The organism is Oscillatoria sp. HE19RPO, from assembly GCF_024220515.1.
Taxonomy (GTDB): Bacteria; Cyanobacteriota; Cyanobacteriia; order Cyanobacteriales; family Laspinemataceae; genus Laspinema.
Genome location: NZ_JAMXOT010000076.1, coordinates 1 through 22,753, shown reverse-complemented (window position 1 = coordinate 22,753; position 22,753 = coordinate 1). Strand labels below are relative to the sequence as shown.

General features: G+C 47.6%; 17 protein-coding genes and 1 tRNA gene. 10 read left to right on the top strand and 8 right to left on the bottom strand.

Features of this window, described 5'->3' with window-relative positions; translation table 11 throughout:
- The first annotated feature begins 139 nt into the window (after nucleotides 1–139).
- Both NG833_RS07935 and NG833_RS07930 read left to right on the top strand, forming a co-directional pair.
- Nucleotides 140–598, top strand: coding sequence for a tetratricopeptide repeat protein (locus tag NG833_RS07935; RefSeq protein WP_254564753.1), 459 nt, complete (start codon nucleotides 140–142; stop codon nucleotides 596–598).
- 195 nt (nucleotides 599–793) lie between these two features.
- A complete protein-coding gene (locus NG833_RS07930; protein WP_015148064.1) occupies nucleotides 794–1,177 on the top strand; it encodes an SH3 domain-containing protein in 384 nt (127 codons plus the stop codon).
- A gap of 436 nt (nucleotides 1,178–1,613) precedes the next feature.
- Here NG833_RS07930 and NG833_RS07925 read toward each other — a convergent pair whose 3' ends face one another.
- Nucleotides 1,614–2,819, bottom strand: a complete 1,206-nt coding sequence (locus NG833_RS07925; RefSeq protein ID WP_254564752.1) for a Coenzyme F420 hydrogenase/dehydrogenase, beta subunit C-terminal domain — start codon at nucleotides 2,817–2,819, stop codon at nucleotides 1,614–1,616.
- A gap of 72 nt (nucleotides 2,820–2,891) precedes the next feature.
- On the opposite strand from NG833_RS07925, the gene NG833_RS07920 reads away from it, so the two are divergent.
- From NG833_RS07920 to NG833_RS07905, 4 genes are all read left to right on the top strand, one after another.
- Complete coding sequence (locus NG833_RS07920) at nucleotides 2,892–3,128, top strand: hypothetical protein (RefSeq protein WP_254564751.1); 237 nt, start codon at nucleotides 2,892–2,894, stop codon at nucleotides 3,126–3,128.
- A gap of 242 nt (nucleotides 3,129–3,370) precedes the next feature.
- The gene (locus tag NG833_RS07915; RefSeq protein WP_254564750.1) at nucleotides 3,371–8,458 is read left to right on the top strand and encodes a PAS domain S-box protein; all 5,088 of its coding nucleotides are present in this window, start codon (nucleotides 3,371–3,373) and stop codon (nucleotides 8,456–8,458) included.
- A 379-nt stretch (nucleotides 8,459–8,837) separates the two neighbouring features.
- Nucleotides 8,838–9,329 (top strand): PspA/IM30 family protein, encoded by a 492-nt coding sequence (locus NG833_RS07910; protein WP_254564749.1) that lies wholly within the window; start codon nucleotides 8,838–8,840, stop codon nucleotides 9,327–9,329.
- A 276-nt stretch (nucleotides 9,330–9,605) separates the two neighbouring features.
- Entirely contained in the window at nucleotides 9,606–10,976 is a 1,371-nt protein-coding gene (locus tag NG833_RS07905; protein ID WP_254564748.1) for a 16S rRNA (cytosine(967)-C(5))-methyltransferase, read from the top strand.
- A gap of 65 nt (nucleotides 10,977–11,041) precedes the next feature.
- Here the strand turns inward: NG833_RS07905 and psb35 are convergent, their stop codons facing one another.
- From psb35 to NG833_RS07870, 7 genes are all read right to left on the bottom strand, one after another.
- Nucleotides 11,042–11,236, bottom strand: coding sequence for a photosystem II assembly protein Psb35 (psb35, locus tag NG833_RS07900; RefSeq protein ID WP_254564747.1), 195 nt, complete (start codon nucleotides 11,234–11,236; stop codon nucleotides 11,042–11,044).
- 186 nt (nucleotides 11,237–11,422) lie between these two features.
- The gene (locus tag NG833_RS07895) at nucleotides 11,423–11,914 is read right to left on the bottom strand and encodes a hypothetical protein (protein ID WP_254564746.1); all 492 of its coding nucleotides are present in this window, start codon (nucleotides 11,912–11,914) and stop codon (nucleotides 11,423–11,425) included.
- Nucleotides 11,911–13,020: an AAA family ATPase gene (locus tag NG833_RS07890; protein ID WP_254564745.1), complete on the bottom strand. Its 1,110-nt coding sequence runs from the start codon at nucleotides 13,018–13,020 to the stop codon at nucleotides 11,911–11,913. Before NG833_RS07890 ends, NG833_RS07895 begins: the two co-directional genes overlap by 4 nt.
- Nucleotides 13,021–13,109: 89 nt before the next feature.
- Nucleotides 13,110–15,365, bottom strand: coding sequence for a transglycosylase domain-containing protein (locus tag NG833_RS07885; RefSeq protein WP_375293889.1), 2,256 nt, complete (start codon nucleotides 15,363–15,365; stop codon nucleotides 13,110–13,112).
- Between the two features lie 155 nt (nucleotides 15,366–15,520).
- Nucleotides 15,521–16,588, bottom strand: a complete 1,068-nt coding sequence (gene chlG / locus NG833_RS07880; protein ID WP_256555866.1) for a chlorophyll synthase ChlG — start codon at nucleotides 16,586–16,588, stop codon at nucleotides 15,521–15,523.
- Nucleotides 16,589–16,808: 220 nt separating this feature from the next.
- Nucleotides 16,809–17,906, bottom strand: a complete 1,098-nt coding sequence (locus NG833_RS07875; RefSeq protein ID WP_254564743.1) for an ArsA family ATPase — start codon at nucleotides 17,904–17,906, stop codon at nucleotides 16,809–16,811.
- A 99-nt stretch (nucleotides 17,907–18,005) separates the two neighbouring features.
- Nucleotides 18,006–18,203 (bottom strand): DUF2862 domain-containing protein, encoded by a 198-nt coding sequence (locus tag NG833_RS07870; protein ID WP_254564742.1) that lies wholly within the window; start codon nucleotides 18,201–18,203, stop codon nucleotides 18,006–18,008.
- 293 nt (nucleotides 18,204–18,496) lie between these two features.
- On the opposite strand from NG833_RS07870, the gene hisF reads away from it, so the two are divergent.
- From hisF to NG833_RS07850, 4 genes are all read left to right on the top strand, one after another.
- On the top strand, nucleotides 18,497–19,267 hold the full coding sequence (hisF, locus tag NG833_RS07865; protein ID WP_254564741.1) for an imidazole glycerol phosphate synthase subunit HisF: 771 nt from the start codon (nucleotides 18,497–18,499) through the stop codon (nucleotides 19,265–19,267).
- A gap of 391 nt (nucleotides 19,268–19,658) precedes the next feature.
- Complete coding sequence (locus NG833_RS30805; protein ID WP_309143839.1) at nucleotides 19,659–19,970, top strand: hypothetical protein; 312 nt, start codon at nucleotides 19,659–19,661, stop codon at nucleotides 19,968–19,970.
- A gap of 155 nt (nucleotides 19,971–20,125) precedes the next feature.
- Nucleotides 20,126–20,198, top strand: a tRNA-Ala gene (locus tag NG833_RS07855).
- Between the two features lie 697 nt (nucleotides 20,199–20,895).
- Nucleotides 20,896–22,185, top strand: coding sequence for a Glu/Leu/Phe/Val dehydrogenase (locus tag NG833_RS07850; RefSeq protein ID WP_254564740.1), 1,290 nt, complete (start codon nucleotides 20,896–20,898; stop codon nucleotides 22,183–22,185).
- Nucleotides 22,186–22,753: the final 568 nt, after the last annotated feature.

The window sequence follows — 22,753 nt, the reverse complement described above, 5'->3', positions numbered from 1 at the left end:
CGCAATGCTTGCGCCCTCCGGAGGGCGCAAGCATTGCGCCCCTACACATAGCTTCCTTTCAGTTGAAAGTTTGGAGGATTTATATTTTGCAATCCCCTAACTAGCCATGAATTTCATATCCTTTCATTACTCACAGCCAATGACTTTTAATTTCATGCCTGCTAACTTCCTGTCTCGTACTCTAGCCGGAACTGTAACCCTCGTCGCCATCTTGGGGATGATTCCCGGACTTGCCCAGGCTTCTTCCCAGCAGTTATTACAGAAAAATAACGAATTGCCCCTAAAAACTGACGACCCTTTAGATTTAAACGACACATTTTCACAACTTCTAAAAGCAGCGGCAGAAATGTCTTACAGCATGGGCAACTCTTTAATGGAGGAGAAAGATTTTCAAGGGGCGATTGAACAATATAACCAGGCGATCGACAATTATCCCCAATATGCCGAAGCTTACACCAATCGTGCCATAGCAAAAGCTCAACTTGGCGATGAGTCTGGAGCAATTGCTGACTTAGAACAAGCGGCTACTTTATTCCGGCAACAAGGAAATACTCAAGCCTACCAGCAAATTCAACAGGTCCTCCAGCAAGCACAGTAAAGCAACCCGTCGATCGCTCTCTTTTTGGCTCTATTACAGCAGCGCAGTTGAAAGTTATTTCTTTGTCCCAAAATATCCGCAAAGCCACCCTAGCCCAAACCCAGGCCGATCGCTTATCATTTACTTACCGCTATCTCAAGCGGTAAGTCCAATCCAATCAATTGAACATTTAGTCTAAACCGGGAAAACACTAAAATGTTTAGACAACTCTTAACTCTCTGTTTAGTTTCTTCAATCTCGGCAATTTCCACCGCTGCAATGGCGACTCCCCTAATGCCGATACCCGATACCAACGGCGATTACTATTCCGTGCGTGAAGCTCGCAGATGGACTGTAGTCGATCGAGATCCCAATGGACTGAATTGCCGCAGTGGGCCGGGCACCAATTATTCGGTAGTAGTCGTACAACCACAAGGTCAAACTCTTTATCTGGCCAGCGAACATTTTGGGGGTGGACCACCTTATATTAATTTAGATGAACGAGATTTGCCTTGGCTAAAAGTTGATGGCGGATACGAGTCTTATTGCTTTGTTCGAGCCAATTCTTGGTTTATTCAACCTATCCAAGAACGGTATTAAACCGATGCCCGATCGCCCCTCATACCTCAATCAATCCCAAGGCCGATCGCCTTTCACCCTTTCTCAACCAAACATACAATTAATATTACTTAAAACCCACAAATCGAACTTAGACTAACTCTAAGTTAAATCTATAAAAATGATAAAAAATTCATTTAAAATTATTGTATTTTGTGGTGTCGCTGTTCTGTTAACTGGCGTTGCAGCCGTTGGACATCCTCAACTGCTGGGTAAGGAGGTTTTCAAAAAAAATGCAGATATCTTTGATAGAAAACATCAAAAATTCTGCTGTAGAGAAGTGGGTGAATTCATCCTAAAGTAGCCCTCACCCTAAATCCCTCTTCCCGTTATCCCCCAACCCCTTCTCCCAACCCTTCGACTTAGCTCAGGGGGAGAAGGGGCGGGGGGGATGAGGGCCCTGACTGCAAGGGAATGTTTACGATTCGGGCAATTGATATTGACTGACAATCTGCTTGGCAAATTCGGGAACGTGAGCGTCTAATTTTTCGGGATAGTTCCGTTTGACATACAGATAGTTGCGAGTGAAGTGGGAATCAATGGAGAAGCGCGCATACTCCAACCCCTTCGGACCAATTCTTTCGATCGCCACTCCCATCAGTTTCGCGGCCCACATCGGCAGGGTCACCCCTTTTTCATAGGCAGGAATACTTTGCTGAACCGCAGCATGGCGATCGCCTCGGGACATCACCGGCTGAGTTTCCAACTGTTCGGTGACCAAATCGAGCATTTCTTGTCCCGTTTGATTGCGAACCACAATCCACTGCCAACCATAGGGTGCACCCATATACCCCACCACTAAATCTGCCAGGGAGTTGACATAATCAAAGCAACTCAAACAAGAGGGTGCAAAGACATCTTTGAGTTCTTTCGTATTCAGGCCAAAAAATGGCACTTTCTCGATAGAACCGTCCTCATGTTTAAAATGAATCCGAAAATCCTGCATGAACTCGTAATGCACCACCGTCTCTGGGGATTTGCTGGTGGTTTCTAAAAATTTCTGTAATCCTTCCCGGGACACATTATCCACGCAGGGGGTCCCTAAAACATACAGTTTTTCTAACCCCAGTTCCTTTTGGACGGAACGCAACGCCTGGATCTGACAACCGACTCCAATCACGAGTAAGCGTTTCATCCCGGACTGTTCCACTTGTTCCAGGACCGACAGATTGGGGGAGAGGGTGGGTTTATTGACTTTGGCGGCGAGGACTTCTTCTTTGGTGCGTGCCAGGATTGGCATGGGTCCGAATCGGTCTTCGGGGGTATTTTGAACGCAGACGACCCCTTCAACGAGGCCGCGATCGAGCATTTCACAGGCGATCGTGCTGACGATTCCGGTCCATTGTGCACCGGGGATGGGTTCCTGCTTTCGTGCTGCCATCATTTGTTGATGGACGCCAAAATAAACTTCATCGGGGTTCTCTAGGTTGCGGCTGACTCCGTGGGCGCTTTCTTCCAGGGTGGCGATTTGTTGGTTGAGAAAGGCGCAGGCTTCTTTGACGTAATGGATGTAATAAGTATCGCAAAGGCCACACTCGCTGCACAATTCTTTCGCGGGAGGACGGCTACCGGGTTTGAGCGCTTTGGATTTCTGGTGCTTGGGGGAGGGCTGTACTGCGGTCATGGAAGGCTCTATCTATCAGAGAGAGGACTTTTAAACACAATACCGTAAAGCTTGGAGCAATGGTAGCTGGAAGTGGGGCGAGTCTGGTTAATTTTCCGCAGGAGTATCGAGGATGTTCTGGGGGATTTTGGGACCGACCGTGCTTCCTTGGGTTTTCTGCAATCTTTTAATCCGGGGTTTTGGGATGGGGGAATCGGTGGATTTAACAGGCGGTTTTTGAAAGGAAGAATTGCCGGTTTAACCCGGATGATGCGATCGCACCAAACCCAGCCATTTCAGGTTGGTAAACCGCAATTCTTGGAGATTTGAGTTGATTTTTGTAGCCTTTCTTACCGTATTTCTTCGGATTAATGGGTTCAACCCTGACAATCCTGGGGTGAAGTAGGGGGAAGGGTGGGGCTAGGGATAGCCTGCGTGTTTTTCAATTTTTAACCGGGAGAATTGGCAAGAATATAAAAGAATCATTAAATTTAGAGGAGTTGAAGCAAAACTATTAGATTATTAGATTGAATGTTGAAGAATCAGTTAACGGATGGGGATAAGAATCGGTTATGGAGTTTTTAAAGCAAATTCTTGCCTTTGAACCGGACATTTTCTACGGGTATGCATACCTAGGGAATTTAAACGGAATCAAACTCCATGTTATAGATGAGGCTTTGGCAAGCCCAGCTATGCTACCGGCCCTCGCCGTTGCTGAATGCTTACTTTTTTTACTTTTTCTCTATTTAATTCGCACCGATCGCCATCGTCTCGACCTCCAGTTACCGAAAAAGGAAACTCCTCGGTTTCGGGAAATTTTCAACTCCAGCTTTCAGTTTATGGCGGTGTTAAATCCCGAAGGAATAATTTTAGAGGTCAATCAAACTGCCCTAGAGTGGGGGGAGTTGGAATTAAAGCAGGTCGTCGGGGTCCCCTTTTGGCAAACCCCCTGGTGGAGTGGGAATCAGCCGAGTCAAGACCGACTGATTGAGGCGATCGCCGCTGCGGCATCGGGAAAATCCCTGCGGTATGAAACGGAAATCGGCGGGTCCGGTTGTCCCTTGCGAACCCTGGATTTTTCCATTCGACCGATGTTGGGCCAAGGGGGCCTCGTCACCCAATTGATTGCCGAAGGTCGAGATATCACCGAGCGAAAAGGATATGAGTCGCAACTGCTGAGGATTCGCAAAGCGGTAGATAGTGCCGGAGATGCGATCGCCATCTCCGATTTAACGAGAAATCGCATTTATCAAAATTCCGCCTGCACTCAGCTATTCGGCTATACCCTGGACGAAATGAATGCTGCCGGAGGTCCCTGGATGCTGTATCAAGACCCTGCGGTGAGTCGCCAAGTCTTTGAGACGGTTTCCTCTGGCAGTTCCTGGCAGGGAGAAGTCGAAATGAAGTCGAAAGCGGGTGACTGTTTACAGATTGCAGTCCGCGCCGATGCGATCGTGGACGAACGCAATCAAATCATCGGATTTATTGGCATTTATACCGATATCACAGCACGCCGACAGTTAGAATCGGAACTTCATCACCAAGAAACTGATTATCGTCAGTTAATGGAACAAGCCTCGGAAGGCATTTTTATTATCGATGAACGGGGAAATTACCTCAATGTTAATCCCCGCGCCTGCGAGATGTTAGGCTATTCCCGAGAAGAACTTTTACAACTTAATTTTAAGGCGATCGCCTGTCAACCTGAAATCGAGATATTTTCTAGTCCATTGGATGGACTCATGTTGGGAGAAACTCGCCGAAGTGAACATTGGTTGCGGCGAAAAAATAATACTTTGCTGCCGGTGGAATTGAGTGCTAAAATGCTTCCCGATGGCCGAATGCAAGCGATTGTTCTTGACATCACCGATCGCAAGCGCTCTGAAGCGGCTTTGCGAAAATATCAAGAACAATTAGAGAATTTAGTGGCCCAACGCACCGCCGAACTCACCCGCGCTAACCGCCAACTGCAAAGTGAGATTGTGGCAAGGCAAAAGGCGCAAGCGGAATTGGAACAATTTTTTAAAGTGTCTGCGGATTTAATGGCGATCGCCTCTTTTGAGGGATATTTTAAGCGAGTTAATCCGGCCATTACTGAGATTTTGGGGTACAGTCCAGAGGAGTTTTCCCGTCAGTTTTCCCTAGATTGGGTTCATCCGGAGGATCGGGAACTCTCCGAGGAAAAAACCAAGCAAATGCTGGCATCAAAAGAGGCGATCGCTTTTGAAAATCGCTATCGGACTGGGGATGGGTCTTATAAATGGATTTCTTGGTCCGCCGTTCCGGTTCCTGAAGAACAATCTATCTATTGTGTCGGACGGGATATTAGCGATCGCAAGTCGGTGGAAGATGCACTCCACCAAGAAACTCGCCGAGTTACCGAACTTCAGAATCGCTTTCAACGGTTAGCGGATAATTTACCGGGGGTAATTTATCAATATCTCATTACCACCGATGGCACAATTTCTTTTCCCTATATTAGTTCCGGTTGCCGGGATATTTTAGAATTAGAGCCAGAAGAAATCGAACAAAATGCCCAGTTAATGTGTTCGTTGATTCATCCCGAGGATTCGCAAATTTTTACCGAATCCATTGCGCGATCGGCCCAAACTTTACAACCCTGGAAGCGCAAATTTCGAGTGATTACCCCCACTGGAAAAATTAAATGGCTGCAAGGGGAATCGCGTCCCGAACCCCAGCCAAATGGAGATATTCTTTGGGATGGCGTTGCCATCGATATTACGGACCTCAAACAGCTTGAGCAAGAATTGTTACAGAGTGAAGAACGGTTTAGAACGTCTGTTGAGAATATGCTCGACTGTTTTGGGATTTATTCCGCTTGCCGAGATGAAAGGGGTGAAATCGTTGATTTTCATCGAGAATATGTCAATGCTTCAGCGCGGCATCAGTGCAATTGTGACTCTCATTCCTTAGAAGAGGACTGTTCCTTTTGTCAAGTGATTCCAGACCGAAGGACCAGTATTTTGTTTAGTAAATATGCTAAAGTAGTCCAAACGGGAGAACCGTTAAAGGAAGAATTAATTCTCTATGAAACTGAGGAGAATCTGGACCTCAACGGGATGAAAAATCGTCCGCCTGTCCGGGAAGCTTTTGATATCCGTGCGACGAAACTGGGGGATGGATTTGCCGTGGTGTGGCGTGACATTAGCGATCGCAAGCAAATGGAAACGGCGATCGAACGGGAACGGCAGCAGTTACAACAGATTGTGAATTGTGCACCCGTGGCGATCGCGATGTTTGACACCCAAATGTGCTATCTTGCCCATTCTAGCCAATGGTTAACCTATCATGGATTGGACTCTTTTGGGCGATCGCAACACCTGGACAGCAACAACGGCACTCAACCCTCCTTAATCGGTCGGAATTACTATCAAGTCTCATCGGATATTCCCGAACGCTGGCGACAAGCTCACCAACGGGCTTTACAAGGCGAAATTGTTTCCGTTACTGAAGACCTTTGGCAGAAATTAGATGGGTCTTCTACCTACATTCGTTGGACCATTTCTCCCTGGTATTTAGCCGAAGGTGAAATCGGGGGAATTGCCATTGCGATCGATTGCATTGATGAATTGGTAAAAGCCCGGGAAGCAGCCTTAGAATCTGCGCGGTTTAAATCTCAATTCCTCGCCAATATGAGTCATGAAATTCGCACTCCGATGAATGGCGTATTAGGCATGGCTGGTTTACTGTTAGAAACCCCACTGAGTACCCAACAATACGATTATGCCAAAACAATTCGGGCCAGCGCGCAACATCTCCTGAGCATTATTAATGATATTCTCGACTTCTCAAAGCTAGAAGCCGGAGAAATGCACTTAGAACAATTCGACTTTAATCTCTACGAAAGCGTCGAACAAGTTCTGGATTTATTAGGCGCACAAGCCGAAGCCAAAGGATTAGATTTAAGTTTTTTGTTTGACCCCAACTTATCCCGAAATTTGCAGGGTGATCCAGTTAGACTGGGCCAAATTTTACTGAATCTAGTCGGGAATGCGATTAAATTTACAGAAGTGGGAGAAATTATTATCCAAGCCTCGGCAATTGCCGAAACAGAAGAAACCGCTTCCATTCGCATGAGTGTCAAAGATACGGGGATTGGCATTTCTCCCGAAGGGCAAAATAAACTCTTTCAATCCTTTTCCCAAGTCGATGCTTCAACCAAGCGGCAGTATGGAGGAACCGGCTTAGGCTTGGCAATTTGCAAGCAGCTAGTAGAAATGATGGGAGGACAAATTGGAGTGGACAGTAACATCGGTGAAGGTTCCACTTTTTGGTTTACCGCTGAGTTTAAAAAACAACTCCATTTCACTCCGATAGAGGTTAGTCCTCGCTGTAAACTTCCCAGTTTACGGCTGTTAGTGGTTGATGATAATCCTCGAATTCGTCAGTCTGTTCGGGAGTTAACCCAAGCCTGGGGAATGCATACGGATGATGCCGCCAATGCCACCGAAGCCTGGAATGCGTTACAACAAACCGTGACCCTCAATCAACCCTATGATGTCCTGTTACTGGATTTACAACTTCCCTCAAAAGAGGGATTACAGCTATTAGAAAATCTCCATTACAATCGCGATCAATTTGAATCTCACCTGTTTCCCGAAACTCAGGTGATTTTAATGACCAATCAAAGTCAACGAGACATTGCTGAATCCCTGTTATCGAGAGGCGTAGCCAGTTATTTCTTCAAACCCGTCCGGGCTTCGCGATTGTTTGATACCCTGATTAATGTGGTGAATGGTCCATCCTCTACTGCTTCTCCTCTGGGAACCCTGCACGCGCCAATTCCCCCAGCTTATGCGATTAATATTTTAGTAGCGGAAGATAACCTGATTAACCAAACGGTGATTTTAAGTCAGTTAGAAATGTTAGGGTATCAACCGGATTGTGTCACCAATGGCATAGAAGCATTGGAATCTATTACTAAAAAAACCTACGATTTGGTTTTGATGGATTGTCAAATGCCGGTGATGGATGGGTATGCGGCTACAAAAGAGTTGCGCCGTCGGGAGGAAGCACAACGACATACCATCGTGATTGCACTCACTGCCAATGCCATGCGAGGCGATCGCCAAAAATGCCTCGATGCTGGGATGGATGATTATCTGAGTAAACCCATCGAACGCGAAGATTTAGCCGCCGCCATCCGCCGGTGGATTCATAAAAAACCGGGACTGGATAACTGTTTACAAGTCCCCTCTCCGGTCAAAATTCCTCGCCTTCAACCCACCGCAATTCCCTCTAGCCTTCTGACCCTGAGTATCTCATCCCCCTTACCCCTTGCTGTTCCGGAATGCCCGGTCAATATGGACCGCTTGCTGAAAGTAACCCGAGGAAATTTATCTTTACAACAGCGACTTTTACAGGTCTTTATCGATAAAATACCCGAGGATATTGAGGCAATTACTCAGGCATTATCCAACCAAGATTTAGCCCGGGTTGAACAGTTCGCTCATCGGATTAAAAGTGCCGCTAGTAATGTCGGGGTGTCTTCTATGTCTGCGATCGCCGCTCAACTGGAAAGTTTAGCCCGTCAACAAACCTTGGAAGGTACGGCTGAACTAGCGAGTCAGTTGCCGACGATTTTAGAACAAGTTCGAGGATTTTTTGACGAACACTTTTTCCAGAAAACATCGGTTTAAAATCATCCGCTAAGGGAGCATCTCAATTTGGCTCATAGACCTAACCCCCGGTGCCCCCTTCCCTCAGAGGTCAGGGGGAGCAAGACTTGTAAATTCCCCTTTGAGGCCAAATTGAGATGCTTCCTCCGCTAATCCATTCGTCGGTGGAAGTTCAGAGAACAAAGCTCGCGTAGGCGGGCTCATTTATGCTTTCAGGACTTACCCAATCTTTAAAATTAACCCCTAAATGTAGAGGCGATTCGCGAATCGCCTCTACATTTAGGGTAGGTTCTCAAAATCTGCGTAAGTCCTGGCTTTTTGTCGAGCACCAGCAGATGACTTTGTAAAAGCTACAATAAAGAAAACCTTCCCCCGTAAACCCACAGCAGGAGATGAGACTATGGCATTAGGCGATCGCATTAATCGGCTGATTCGTTCTAACATCACCGATTGGAAACATCAACGCAAAGACTACCAACGGGAACTCGAACAAACCTTGAAAGAATTCAAGCAAAGTGTTCAGAATGCCATATCGAGTCAAGAAGTCCTCTGGCGCGACTATCAGAATGCACAACAGCAAGCCAATGAATTAGTCGAATCCGCTAAACTCGCCTTACAACAGCAAAATGAACCCCTCGCCCGAGAACTCTTAACCCGCAAACAAAGCTACAGTAAACAGGCAGAAGAACTCAAACAACAACTGGATGAATTAATTCCCACCGTGACTCTCCTCGAACAACAACTCGCTGCCTTAGAATCCGAACGAGATCTGTTTAAAGCAAATCTGGCTTCTGCTAACCTAGAACAAGATTTAGAAGCCATGCCGGACCTAGATTTTGCAGAAATTGATGCCGAATTAGACCTGTTGCGATCGCGCCTAAATCGCCTCTAGGACAGTTTTTAGCATGACTCTCCCCTGGAAATCACAAATCCCTGCAAAATTTCCTCCGTCACTGGGTTAAAAACCGTTTATAATTTGAAGTCTCTAAAAACCCGCACCCTCAAGGGTGGGGCTACAGGGACGAAGCCTGCCTGCGCAGGCTGAAGAATAAAATAGGTCTTTTACAACCGGATTTGGTATCAGTAAAAAACAAATTAGAACCGCAAAGTTCCATCGCGATTTCCATAGAATACGACTGCCTTCTGCAATCTCAACCCTCAACTGTCAATGTCTAATCCGCGCCAAATTGCCTTTTTAGCCCTCCGCGATGTCCATCGTCGGGGTGTTTTTGCCGATATTGCCTTGGATAAATGGCTGCAAAAAGCCAAACAGGGAGAAGATTCTGCCCTGATTCCTAGCGATCGCAGATTAGCCACGGAATTAGTCTATGGTTGTGTACGCAGAATGCGAACCCTCGATGCGATCATCGACCAACTGGCTAAGAAGAAATCCGCCAATCAACCCGATGACCTCCGCATCATTCTCCATCTGGGATTATATCAACTGCGGTATCTTTCCACCATTCCCGCCTCTGCTGCTGTCAATACCACAGTGGAATTAACCAAAGACAATAAATTTAAAGGACTTGCCGGGTTTGTGAATGGCTTATTGCGCCAATATATTCGATTAGCCGAAGCGGAAAATACCGACCCTTTAGTGCTTCCCGATGATGAGATATCCCGATTAGGACTATTGCATAGTTTCCCCGATTGGATAGTTGCCAATTGGTGCGATCGCCTGGGAGTTGCCGAAACCGAAAAACTCTGTACCTGGTTCAACCAATCCCCCACCCTAGATTTACGCATCAATCCCTTAAAAACCACTTTAGAAGAAGTCGAAACCGCCTTCCAATCCGCCGGAGTTCAAGTTGAAAAATTGCCCTATTTACCCCAAGCATTGCGCTTATGTAGTGGTGCCGGGGCCATTGAAAACTTACCGGGATATCAGGCAGGATGGTGGACAATTCAGGACAGTAGCGCTCAATTAGTTGGGTCCTTACTGGAAGCGAAACCGGGACAAGTGGCGATCGATGCCTGTGCCGCGCCGGGAGGAAAAACCACCCATCTTGCAGAGATGATGGGAGATACGGGCACCATTTGGGCTTGTGATAAAGCCCCTTCCCGACTCAAAAAAGTCAAAGAAAATGCCGATCGCCTCCAACTGCACTCCATTCAAACCTTAAGTGGAGACAGCCGCCATTTCACCCAATTTCATCAAACCGCTGACTGGGTACTCTTAGACGCCCCTTGTTCGGGACTGGGCACCCTCCATCGTCGCGCCGATGCCCGTTGGCGTCAAACCCCAGAAAATATCCAGGAATTGTCCCAACTCCAGGGGGAATTGCTTACTGAAACTGCAAACTGGGTAAAACCTGGGGGTCATCTCGTCTATGCCACCTGTACGATTCATCCGAAAGAAAATGAAGAGGTGATTCAAGGATTCCTGGGAAGTCATGCCGATTGGGAGATAGACCCTCCCACCACTGACTCCCCTGCGGCACACTTCGCCCAACCCGAAGGCTGGCTCACGGTTTGGCCCCATCATCATGATATGGATGGATTTTTCATGGTGAGACTGAGGAAACAGCAGACAGAGTAATGCCAGGGCGATCGCAGATAGATCGCCCTGACTCAAATTTTATTATGGGGGTATTGACTTAAGTTTTACTTATCAACCTTGGGGACCACATCGGGACGATCTTTATCTTCCCAACCGGGGGGACGCTTCGAGTTATACCAGGCGACGGAACCCAGGGTCACTGCCGCAATAAAGCCTACGACGTAGACTAAGGTAAAACTTACAGGAAAATTGTTAGCACTCGCCCCTGCAGCAGCAGAGACTTCCATCAATATATTCATAAGCGTTTTTCACGAACTACATTCCCAGCTTACGGCAATAGGGAACCTCCTGTCTCTCTCTAAAGAGGAATATTGGGGGAGATTCAATGATTAGAAAAACTTATGCTTTGGGGGTGGCGATGAAGGGAGGTTGCTGGGGGATGGAGGGGCGATCGGGCTTCCTCGTTAATCTCTCCCGATTCAGTATTACTCAAATAAAAAGGGTCTAACCGATGATCTCAAGCGTTCTAACTCAGGGTGGTTGTGTCTGAGCAGTTCATGGTTCCAAAATGTTTGCTGATTGTCAGCACAATCTTGCGCTAAGGCTTTTCCGATTTCTTCAAACGTCTTTGTCCTTTTGAGCTCCCGTCTTAAATCCTCGGGGTTACGCATGACCCCCAAAACGAATATCCGACTTTGTAAGGCGTCTGGAATTCGTGCCTTGACCTTAGTCAAGCGTTTTTTATGATTATCGAAATCAATCAGCAAAACCAGCATTCTGTGAGGAATGTTTTGCATTTCGGGACCGTGAACAGTATTTACATCATTCAGAACGTCTTCCCATCCGCCCGATGGGGGGAGAAGTTGAATTGCTGTAGCATTCACGCTATAATGGTTAATAAATCCATTGGCAATTTGGCGGTCTGCATCATCTTCTGGCAAGACTAAAACATGGGGTTTACTTTTATTGGGACTCATAAATCTACATCATCCCGAATTAAAGCCCCCACTAAATCCCCGTGAATTGAAACCTCCTCAAGGGGTCTGACTAGAGTGGGTTCTAAATGACTTTTTCGATGAATCATCCAGGTATTTTCATTAGAAAACTTGAGGATACCTTCGGTATTATGGGAGGTCACTAATAGCTGACCTCCATTTTGAAATGACCTCCTGAGTGAGGTGACAAAATGTCCAACTTCGGACAAAGACAAATAGTTGTCTGGCTCATCCCAAAAGCAAAATAGTGGTCCATAAGATTGATTGGCGGCAACCAAAACAGCCCCCAAAAAAAAGCATTTTTCTCCATCGGATAACTCGCTAAAATAAACGCTTAAATTAGCATTCTTTTCTTCAAAGCGAACTATCATGCTTTTGAAGTCTTTACCCATTAATTCATTCCGAACATCTTTAAAGTCTGGAATTACGTTTCGCAGATATTTGTCTACCTGGGTATAGGCAGCCGGATAGCGACTCAGCAACCCAGAAAACCACTCCCCAAAATTTGAACCATCCCGTTTAGGCTCCAAGGTTTCACCGTGCGAATCGCCGTTCATGAAACTGGGGATTGGCGCTAAAATAATCATCCGGGTCAGCCCGGTTTTGAAAATATGTAGGGGGTCAGTCTGAGATTGCTCTTGAATGAGAGGGAGGGCAACCAGATGCCAATCCATTAGAAACTCCGCAGAGCGGTTTTGTGAGCTTTTTAAAAGCGTAATTTGAGCTTCTTTTCGAGTGTAGATTGCCGTTCCGTTCACGAATAATTCTTCTTCAGCAACTCTCATTTCTTTAAAATTTTCTGGCAATTCAAAGGCTAGACTATACTTGTAAAGTTTCTCTTGCAAAAACAATTCGATTTCAAAGCGAATCGGAATATTAGACCGTCCCTGAGAGAAATCCTTTTCTTGGACCAGTTGGCTAACTTTATTTATTCCTCTACCAATGCTTTGAAAAACTTCCAAGGCCCTAGCGATCGTTGATTTACCTGAACCATTTTTTCCAATTAAAAGCGCTGATGAAATTCCTTTGGTAGTGAATTCAAAGTTTTCTAGACATCTAAAATTATTAACATAGATTCGGTGCAGCATTCAATACTCCTTCTCTTCTTTGAAAAATAAACACTCCAAGGATGATTATAACTCATCCTTGGGGTGTTCATCAATTTTCATCTGCCTAATTAGTAATATCCTTCAGAATAATCCCCCGCATTGGCAGAACCGGATTGAGCATTATCTGGGGTGGTATCTCCATAGAAAATACTATTGGGAGTTACCGGCTTGGTTTTGATAAACTCTTGGCGTCCATCTAAGCGTTCTGGGATTTCAGGAAATTCCTCAACGGGCATTTCTTCCACTGCTTTTTCCATGAACTGACGCCAGGTGAAAGCGGCGGTGCTGCTGCTTCCCCAGGTGGGATAACTATCATCATTCCCCAACCAAACGCCAGTGACTAATTGAGGAATATAGCCAATAAACCAAAGGTCTCTTGCTTCGTCCGAGGTGCCAGTTTTTCCCGCAACGGGACGGTTTCCTAACTGCGCCGCTGATCCGGTGCCATATTGGACGACGGGTTCTAGCATCCAAGTCACGATCGCAGAGGTTTCTTTATCCAAGGCTTGTTTGGGTTGGGATTTCCCTTGGTAAATGGTATCCCCTCGGCGATCGATAATCCGAGTGATGCCGTGGGGTTCGTGATATTTTCCTTCAGCGGCGATCGTGCCATAGGCGCTAGTGAGTTCCAGTAAATTCACTTCAGATCCGCCCAAGGCTAAAGAATAAATTGGCTCAAGTTTTGACTTGATGCCCATGTTTTTCGCGAGTTCGATGGTGGGTTCAAAGCCAATATCAATTAACACTTTGACCGCGACAACATTAATAGAATTGGTTAAGGCATCAGAGATCGAAACCCAACCCCGATATTTGCCGCCATAGTTGCGGGGTTTGTAGCCATCCACTCTAAAGTTGGCATCTTCATAGCCATCATAGGGAGACCAACCGGCTGCGATCGCAGCGGCATAGACAAACCCTTTAAAAGTCGAACCCGGTTGACGTTGTGCCTGAGTGACGCGATTAAATTCGCTTTCCTGAAACGATCGCCCTCCCACCATCACTTTAATTTCCCCAGTATCCGGGGCGATCGCCACCAATGCCGCTTGATCAAATCCCTGGGCAGGTCCATCCAACTCTGCCGCCTCTTTGACCACCTTTTCGGCAATTTTCTGCCATTCCAAATCAATGGTCGTTTCCACAGTCAAACCACCCATTTCTAGGGCTTCTTTTGACACCAGTTTCGGCAATTCCTTCTGAATATACGACGTAAAGTAAGGGGCCTCAACTTTCAGCCGTTTCGGAGCACTCGCTTGCACCTCCAGAGTTTGTTCTCTCGCCGTAGTCGCCTCTTCTGGGGTAATATATCCCAATTCCGTCATCCGTTGCAGCACGATATTGCGGCGGATTCGGGCATTCTCTGGATTCACCAAAGGCGAATAAACCGAAGGCGCGGGTGGCAATCCAGCAATCATTGCCATTTCGCTGAGGGTGAGTTCATCCACAGACTTACTAAAATAAACCCAAGCCGCATCCGCAATCCCATAAGCACCGGACCCGAGATAAACATAATTGAGATAACGTTCGAGGATTTGCTGTTTCCTCATATTTTTCTCAATTTTTCGGGCTAAAAACGCTTCTCGAATTTTCCGTCCCGCTGTTTGTTCCTGAGTCAGAAACACCATCCGGGCGAGTTGTTGAGTAATGGTACTACCCCCTTCAACCACCTCTCTAGCGAGGATATTCGCCACAGTTGCCCGCAGCACCCCTTGATAGTCCAACCCCCCATGTTGATAAAATCGGCTGTCTTCAGAAGCGATGAAGGCTTCAACCAGGGGTTCAGGGATATCCTGCATTCTCAGCTTGTCGCGGGTTGCGGGTCCGATTTGCTGCAAAATCGTGCCATCTTCAGTGGTAATCGTTAATGTCCCATCCCGGACAAAAGTAAAGACTTCTGAGACATCGGGCAAACTGCGATCGATTCGCCACCACACCCAGGTGAGGGTTCCAGCACTACTACTGACGACTACAACACCCAAACCCACCCAAAAGATGCGACGACGATAGAGGGGTTTTCCGCCCGGGTTAAACCAGAGGCGTTTGAGGGTGGAGAGAATATTTTTACCCGGTTTACGCGGTTTGGAGGGTTTACCAGGATCCGAGGGATTTTCCTCTGGGGCGATCGCCTGGGGTTCCAGGGGTTTACCCTGCTCTCCTGGGGCTAAACTGAGGGGAGTCCCAGGAAGAACAGTGGGATGTGAACGGTCAACCCCGGGGCGATCGCCGCCAGTTTCCGGGGGTAAATCCCTTGATTTTCGCGGTTTTGTCCCTGTTGCACTCCCGAATTTCTTGGAGATATTTTTGAGCTTGGAAATAAATTTAGCCACGTCAACTCCTCTCACCGCCATCTACCGCCAGTATTGGGTTTTATTTTAGAGCTTGGGTTCAGTAATTGGCACTAAAATACACCCAGGTTATTTTGTGAGCCGGAACCTAGGAGTTCCGGCAGCTTTCTAGGACTAGGATTTAATGATATCCATCCCTAAATAATATTGGCATGACCGATCGCCAGGGCCGTCACCAACATTCCCAACACCAGAAACGGCTGGGCGGATGCCTGATATTTGACATCATTTTCCAAAGGATTCCGCAGAAAATACATATCCTGGAAGGTAATTTGCGGAATCACCAGCAAAATCAGGATCGCCGCATACAGGTTTTGGTGAATCGAAACTAGGTATCCGGCGATTCCCAATTGGAAGATATCAATCATCAGGACGCAGATCCAAGCGGCAGTCCCGACCCCAAACATCACAGGTAAGGATTGCAACCCGAGTTGTTTATCCCCTTCCACGCTTTTAAAGTCATTGACGATCGCAATTCCCAATCCCGCCATACTGTAAATCAGGGTAATCACCATGATTTTGGGACCAATTTCCCCAAATAGGGCTTGTCCCGCCCACCAAGGCAGGGCAATATAACTGGCACCCAGGGCATAGTTTCCCAACCAGCCATTTTTCTTCAGTTTCAACGGGGGGGCCGAATAAATATAGGAGACGAAGGAACCCCCGACTGCCAAGGCAGTAATCGTGGGAAAATCATGACCCGCCCAGACATCCAGGGCGTAGGCGACGCCAATCCCAGCGAGTAACAACACCCAAATTTGGCTAATCACTTGCGGGACGGCGATCGCCCCAGAGGGAATGGGGCGATAGGGTTCATTAATCGCATCTAAGTCGCGATCGTAGAAATCATTAATGGTTTGAGTGTAGCCTGCCAGTAAAGGGCCAGACATCAACATACAAGCGGCTGCGATTAAAATATGCTCTAACTTCCATTCGTAGTTACCGGAAGCAGCGGCCCCACACACCACACCCCAGATCAAGGGAATCCAGGTGATTGGTTTCATCAATTGCAGGCGAATCTTCCAAATGGATTTTTCCTGGACATCTGCCCCTTTCATCCCCAACATCTGCCGAGTTCTAGCATTGCGGTTGGATGACTCAGGGGAAGCACTGGGGATGGGTGTTGCTGCATCTACAGTTTCCGGGGGTGGAACGCGATCGGGAGAGTTGGACAGATTGGACTCAGATGTAGGGGGGTTAGACATATCAGACTTGGGAGAGTTTCGGTTCGTTAAGTAATTAGTCTAATTGATTATGGGATAACGACTCCCTAGCAGCAAGGCGATCGCTTGAACCCCTCTGCATTTTTCAACTCATCAAACCCGACAATCTCAACCCCATAACGAAATCGCCCGTCAGATGCCTCCAGTCCAACCGGAACCCATCCAACGGGCGATCGCACCGTTTAAAACAAATTAAACCCCGTCAAAACGAAATAACTAAGAATTGCTGCTGAAACTTCGCCCCTTTAACCGCTTTCCCCTTTAACTCCGGAGGCAAGAAAATATTACGCCGTTGGTCCCCCGCTTCAATCGTCACCTCCGGACCATATTGCGTCAGCTTGACTTGTTTTTTGTCAAACCCGGGCAAAAATAGCTTCACTTGACTATTCACCCGGTCCACTTCAATCGGTTGGGGGACGCCTTCTGGTTTCTTGAAGTCTGGCAACGCATCCATCAGAGGTTCCCAGTCGTTCCCCTCCATCTGAGGAATGACAGTCACCGGCAGGGGTGCAAATTGTTCCGCCACTTCATCGGTGACTGGGGTTAAATTACAAATCAATCCGCCAATGGTGAGTCCCGCTTGTTGAGCACTCCCCCAGAGATATCGACTGGTTTCCACCGCAAGGCGATCGCCCGTTGTCACCAAATAAGCAATTACCCGATTGGGGTCACCCACGGATTGTTTCCCCTTTTCCAATAAATCCGTCGCTTGTTCTGCCGGTTTACCCCCAACATTATCCAGGGACCAGCCGCTATTAAACACCGTACTGGTAACAGGTTGGACAAAGGGTGACAGGGCTTTCCCCAGTTCCGATTCCGCCAACACCCCGCGAAATCGCCGAATATACCAGCTTAAAATCTCGGGGATTCCCAGCATCCGCAGGGTATCCTTATCCCCTCTGCCGTCGTAAACGATTACATCATATTGATTGCTGGCATCATACTCACGCAGGGCATTCAGTGCCAGGGCGCTATCCATCCCCGGCAACACCCCCAATTCTTCGCCATAAACTTCTTTAAAAAACGGAGTCCGCAGATATTCCGCTTCCAAATCTTTGACTTGCTGCCAACTCCGTTGCAGGAGTACCGCTGATTCCAACTGTACTGCTTTGAGGTTAGCGCCGATTTCTATGGGATCGCAGGTGACGGTCGCACCGACGAGTAAACTAAAAGCGGGACTGCTATCCTGGCCGACGAGCAATACGCGCTTACCTTGAGATGCAAATCTCTTGGCAGCAGCGATCGCCACGGTCGTTCTTCCAGTCCCACCTTTTCCTAAAAAGGTCAAAATTAAGGCCATTTGTTTCTGTTTTGAGCCACTCGAACCTTTCTTATGTTAATGGTCGATCGCGGGAGTGACAGGTTGGTTTCCCCACTGTTCCCACCGCGATCGCCCCCCTTACAGGGCTTGGACTTCATCCTCAAAGAACCAGGTGGTGATTCCGCTGTCCAACTGAACCACCACTCCAACACCGCTGCCATCCGTCATTTTAAAATCTTTGATTGTGCCAACGGGATTGGCTTTAATTTTGGCGACGGTATCAGCCGACAATCTTTCTTTGAGGCGGGTAACTTTGACCTTTTGACCGATTTTCATTTGAAATCCTGTGGGTTTCCTCTGATTGAACCATTCCACAGTTTATCAGTGCTTGTCCCTGATTATGAAGCCTTTGGACAAAGGTTGAGGGAAGAATTTTGGGTGCATCTGATGTTTCGACAATCTGCCCTCATCCCCCGGTGCCCCTTCTCCCAAAAAGGGAGAAGGGGAGCCAGATTCAAAGTCCCTCTCCCACAAGGGGAGAGGGATTTAGGGTGAGGGGATGCTCCCGGAATTTTCTGCCTTGTTCCATTGCTCCTGCGGTCTTCTCTAGTCCCCTAACCGAACTCATCATGCTTGCCAAACGAATCTTACCCTGTTTAGATGTCAAAGCCGGTCGTGTTGTCAAGGGAATCAACTTTGTCAACCTCAAGGATGCCGGAGACCCTGTAGAACTGGCTCAGGTTTACAATGAAGCCGGTGCCGATGAGTTGGTATTTCTGGATATCACCGCCACTCATGAGGACCGGGATATTATTTTTGACGTAGTTTACCGCACTGCCGAACAGGTTTTTATCCCCCTGACCGTCGGGGGCGGGATCCAATCCTTAGAAACAATTAAAAAATTGTTAAGAGCCGGGGCCGATAAAATCAGCATTAACTCGGCAGCGGTGCGAAACCCGGATTTTATTAATGAAGCCAGCGATCGCTTTGGGAATCAATGTATTGTGGTGGCGATCGATGCCCGTCGCCGCACGGATCCAGAAAATCCCGGTTGGGATGTGTATGTGCGTGGGGGTCGTGAAAATACCGGCATCGATGCGATCGCCTGGGCGAAAGAAGTCGAACAACGCGGATGCGGAGAGTTACTCGTCACCAGCATGGATGCCGACGGCACTCAAGCGGGTTATGACTTAGAACTAACTCGCACCATCGCCCAACAAGTCCAAATTCCCGTGATTGCTTCCGGAGGGGCCGGAAACTGCGAACATATTTATGAAGCCCTCACCACCGGCCAATCGGAAGCGGCCCTACTTGCCTCTTTGTTACATTACGGTCAACTCAGCGTTGCGGAGATTAAAACCTACCTCGCCGAACGGCAAGTCCCCATCCGTCAATTGTAAAGGGAAGTCCAAACGACTCTAAACTGGAGTGGAATCAGCCCACCTGAAAGCCCCCAGCCTCAGCCTTAGCCCGCGCAGGCGGGCTTTGTCCGTATAGCCCCACCCTTCAGGGTGCGGGTTTTTAAAGACTTCATCCCAAACGCGATCGGCACCCAGGCATTAATTCTCCCTTAATTCTTTGCCGTCTCTCTAAAGTATGAATATTATCTTAAGGTTTACGATATAACCGGCGCTGTCTGTCTCTGCAAATTCCGGCTAATCCTTACCCCGCATGGATTTTCTTTCCCCCTCCTCTCGAATGGATAAGAGGGGGATTTTTTCTGTAGCTCTACCCACTTAATCTGAGAGGATGTTAAAATATGTAAAGTAATCGGGGAATATATGTAAAGTTATGATTCTGATCCTCATAATCGTCATAGCTTTGGTGGCCTGGTCCCTGCACCTGATGCAGCAAGCCGTCGATAAAAATGAATTTTCGCTGATGCTGGCAGGGACCTTAGTCGCAATGGCTGCGGCAGCAATGATGGCCGTCTATTTCCTGATGGGCGACTATATGCTGTATGTCCGACAAATGGCGAATCGAGGAGTGCTGGAGTCTTATTACACTTCCACCAGCGCGGTGAGTGTGAATCCTTGGATAGAAACGGGGACGATAGATTATTATTATTCCGAACCGGGCGATCGCGCGCCACTGCTGCCATAGTTCTAAGATTCCACAATGAGATCGACCCAGTTGCTCCACCCTGAAATCCTCTCTAATCAAGGATTTCCTGACTCTGGCAGAAAATTTTCAAAAATTTTTGATAAACCTAGTTGACAAATTAATTGGGTTCGTGCCAATATAATAAAGCGCTGAACGGGGCTATAGCTCAGTTGGTAGAGCACCTCAATGGCATTGAGGGGGCCAGCGGTTCGAGTCCGCTTAGCTCCATATAAAACAAAAAGAGGGACACAGTATTACTGTGTCCCTCTTTTTTTGTTTTGCATCGGGGACAGACAACCTCTCTCTTTCAGGACTTACGCAATTTATAACATTGAACCCTAAATGTAGAGGCGATTCGGGAATCGCCTCTACATTTAGGGAGCATGAGTAAGTCCTGTCTGTTCTGAATTTGCGCGCTTTGAGAATCAAAAAGCCCCCTGAATTTAGCAAGAACCAGAGGCACTACAGTCTCGATTGTCCCCAGTTATCAAGCAGTTCTAGGGGCGATCGCACCCGGAACTCAGCAGCAGAAACCTCGGCAAAACAGAACAAGATTCATCACCAACCGAGATCCGAGGAAAACTTCGATTCTCGCGATCCCCATCACCCTCTGTTTACCCCAATCGCGATCCCCAATCCCCACTGGCCGTAATTGTACTGAATTAAATCTGGCGATCGGCTCTTGCCGCCTGAGTTCTATCAGTCTTAATACTTATGCCGAAAGACATACCAAATTTTCACAATAAAACTGTTACAATTTATACTAAATTTACAATTCATTTAGATTTTGCGGTTAGGCTAGAAATAACAAAGAAATTAATCCCAGCGTGCTGACATCCCGCGCCACTCCAGCCGCGATCGCCTAACTTCACTCCGGCACGGGATCACCGATTGCTCCGGCCTTCATTCCCCAAATTATAAATCTATGGTTTTATCAACGCCGTTAACACAACTTGCACCATCTCCGGCTTACATTTGTCCCCATGACCGCGCCTGCACCTATCTGGGACAAGCGGCCCTTGCCTTAGAAATGGATCCGAACATCTTGCGGATTCTCGAACAACCCCGCAAAGTCGTCACCGTCTCCATTCCCGTCCTTTTAGATAATGGCGAAGTCCAAGTCCTAGCCGGACATCGAGTCCAACATTGTGATGTTCTTGGACCCTATAAAGGTGGCACTCGCTATCATCCCGCTGTCACCTTACAGGAATTATCCGCCTTAGCCATGTTGATGACCTGGAAATGTGCCTTAGTCGGAATTCCCTACGGAGGGGCCAAAGGTGGCATTGCGATCGACCCCCATCGTTACTCCGTTCGCGAATTAGAACGAATTACTCGACGCTACACCAGCGAACTGATTAAAGATATTGGACCGGCGATCGATATTCCCGCCCCAGATATTGGCACCTCTTCCCAAGAAATGGCTTGGATGATGGACACCTATTCAATGAATGTCGGTCATGCCGTCCCAGGAGTCGTCACCGGAAAACCGATATCCATTGGCGGTTCCAAAGGTCGGGCAATGGCAACGGGACGGGGTGTGATGATTACGGTCCGGGAAGCCTTAGCGGAACGGGGACAATCCTTATCCCAAACTCGGATTGCGATTCAAGGCTTTGGTAAAGTGGGTGCGGCAGCAGCAGCCTTACTCCATGAAGCGGGGGCCAAAATTATTGCCGTATCCGATGTCTCCGGTGCATTTTTTGCCGAAAACGGATTAGATATTCCTAAACTTGAAGGGTATGCTCAAGAGCACAAGGGCAGTTTGAGAGGATTTCCCGATGCAGAACTCATTACTAACGCCGAATTATTGGCCGTACCTTGTGATGTGCTGATTCCAGCAGCCCTAGAAGACCAAATTACTGAGGAAAATGCCGACCAAGTTCAAGCAAAAATCGTGGCAGAAGCTGCAAATGCGCCGGTTACCTTAATGGGCGATCGCCTCCTAGAAGCCCGAGGGGTCACCGTCCTCCCAGATATTTTGGCCAATGCCGGAGGGGTAGTGGTCAGTTATCTGGAATGGGTCCAAGGTCAATCCTATGTCTTTTGGGATGAGGAACGGGTCAACCGGGAGATGGAAGGGTTGATGGTGCGAGCCTATCAGCGAGTCAGCGAATTGGCCCAAAACCGCCAGATTCCCCTGCGACAAGCAGCCTATATGTTGGGAGTAGGGCGCGTGGCTGAGGCTTTACGCGATCGCGGTCTCTATCCATAATCTCAATTGATCATCTCAGCATGACCACAGACCCCGGTCTCCATTTGGAGGCCGGGGTTTTTTGAGGTTACGTCTATATATATAGAGAAAGGCCATAGAAACGCCCGGTTGAGGATCCTTGGAACTGGGGTCTCATCTCCCGGGCGATCGGCGTCTATCTATATCTATATAGAAGCGCCGGTTCTAGGATCCTTGAATCTAGTTCATCCCTTCTAGCCCTGGGGTCATCTGCAAGGCGATCGCCGTTCTCCAAAAACCATCTAGAGAACGAAAGGCGATCGGACCCTCATCTGTCTGTGGATTGGGCAATTTTATTCAGGGCGATCGGTCTTACCTCCCTGTTATCCATCAATTTTTGAAAAAATTTCTATTTTAAAACCCTTGTGGAGCAAGGCTTTCAGACTTTTTTCAAAAAAAGTCAAAAAAAATCCTCAAAAACGCTTGACAAACCCTAGTGGGTTAGTTAAAGTAGTAAAGCGCGGTGAGGAAAGGCAACGAACCGAGTCGCGCCTGAACCAAGACAATTAAAGAGTTTGAAAGCCAATAGAAACCTGGTCTCGTCAAGAGA

Bases quoted from the DNA above. Each gene is read 5' to 3' on its own strand.
- NG833_RS07890 (WP_254564745.1), bottom strand. From the start codon at position 13,020: ATGCTGCACCGAATCTATGTTAATAATTTTAGATGTCTAGAAAACTTT.
- NG833_RS07935 (WP_254564753.1), top strand. From the start codon at position 140: ATGACTTTTAATTTCATGCCTGCTAACTTCCTGTCTCGTACTCTAGCC.
- NG833_RS07870 (WP_254564742.1), bottom strand. From the start codon at position 18,203: ATGAAAATCGGTCAAAAGGTCAAAGTTACCCGCCTCAAAGAAAGATTG.
- NG833_RS07905 (WP_254564748.1), top strand. From the start codon at position 9,606: ATGTCTAATCCGCGCCAAATTGCCTTTTTAGCCCTCCGCGATGTCCAT.
- chlG (WP_256555866.1), bottom strand. From the start codon at position 16,588: ATGTCTAACCCCCCTACATCTGAGTCCAATCTGTCCAACTCTCCCGAT.
- hisF (WP_254564741.1), top strand. From the start codon at position 18,497: ATGCTTGCCAAACGAATCTTACCCTGTTTAGATGTCAAAGCCGGTCGT.
- NG833_RS07925 (WP_254564752.1), bottom strand. From the start codon at position 2,819: ATGACCGCAGTACAGCCCTCCCCCAAGCACCAGAAATCCAAAGCGCTC.
- NG833_RS07910 (WP_254564749.1), top strand. From the start codon at position 8,838: ATGGCATTAGGCGATCGCATTAATCGGCTGATTCGTTCTAACATCACC.
- NG833_RS07850 (WP_254564740.1), top strand. From the start codon at position 20,896: ATGGTTTTATCAACGCCGTTAACACAACTTGCACCATCTCCGGCTTAC.
- psb35 (WP_254564747.1), bottom strand. From the start codon at position 11,236: ATGAATATATTGATGGAAGTCTCTGCTGCTGCAGGGGCGAGTGCTAAC.
- NG833_RS07895 (WP_254564746.1), bottom strand. From the start codon at position 11,914: ATGAGTCCCAATAAAAGTAAACCCCATGTTTTAGTCTTGCCAGAAGAT.
- NG833_RS07915 (WP_254564750.1), top strand. From the start codon at position 3,371: ATGGAGTTTTTAAAGCAAATTCTTGCCTTTGAACCGGACATTTTCTAC.
- NG833_RS07930 (WP_015148064.1), top strand. From the start codon at position 794: ATGTTTAGACAACTCTTAACTCTCTGTTTAGTTTCTTCAATCTCGGCA.
- NG833_RS30805 (WP_309143839.1), top strand. From the start codon at position 19,659: ATGATTCTGATCCTCATAATCGTCATAGCTTTGGTGGCCTGGTCCCTG.
- NG833_RS07875 (WP_254564743.1), bottom strand. From the start codon at position 17,906: ATGGCCTTAATTTTGACCTTTTTAGGAAAAGGTGGGACTGGAAGAACG.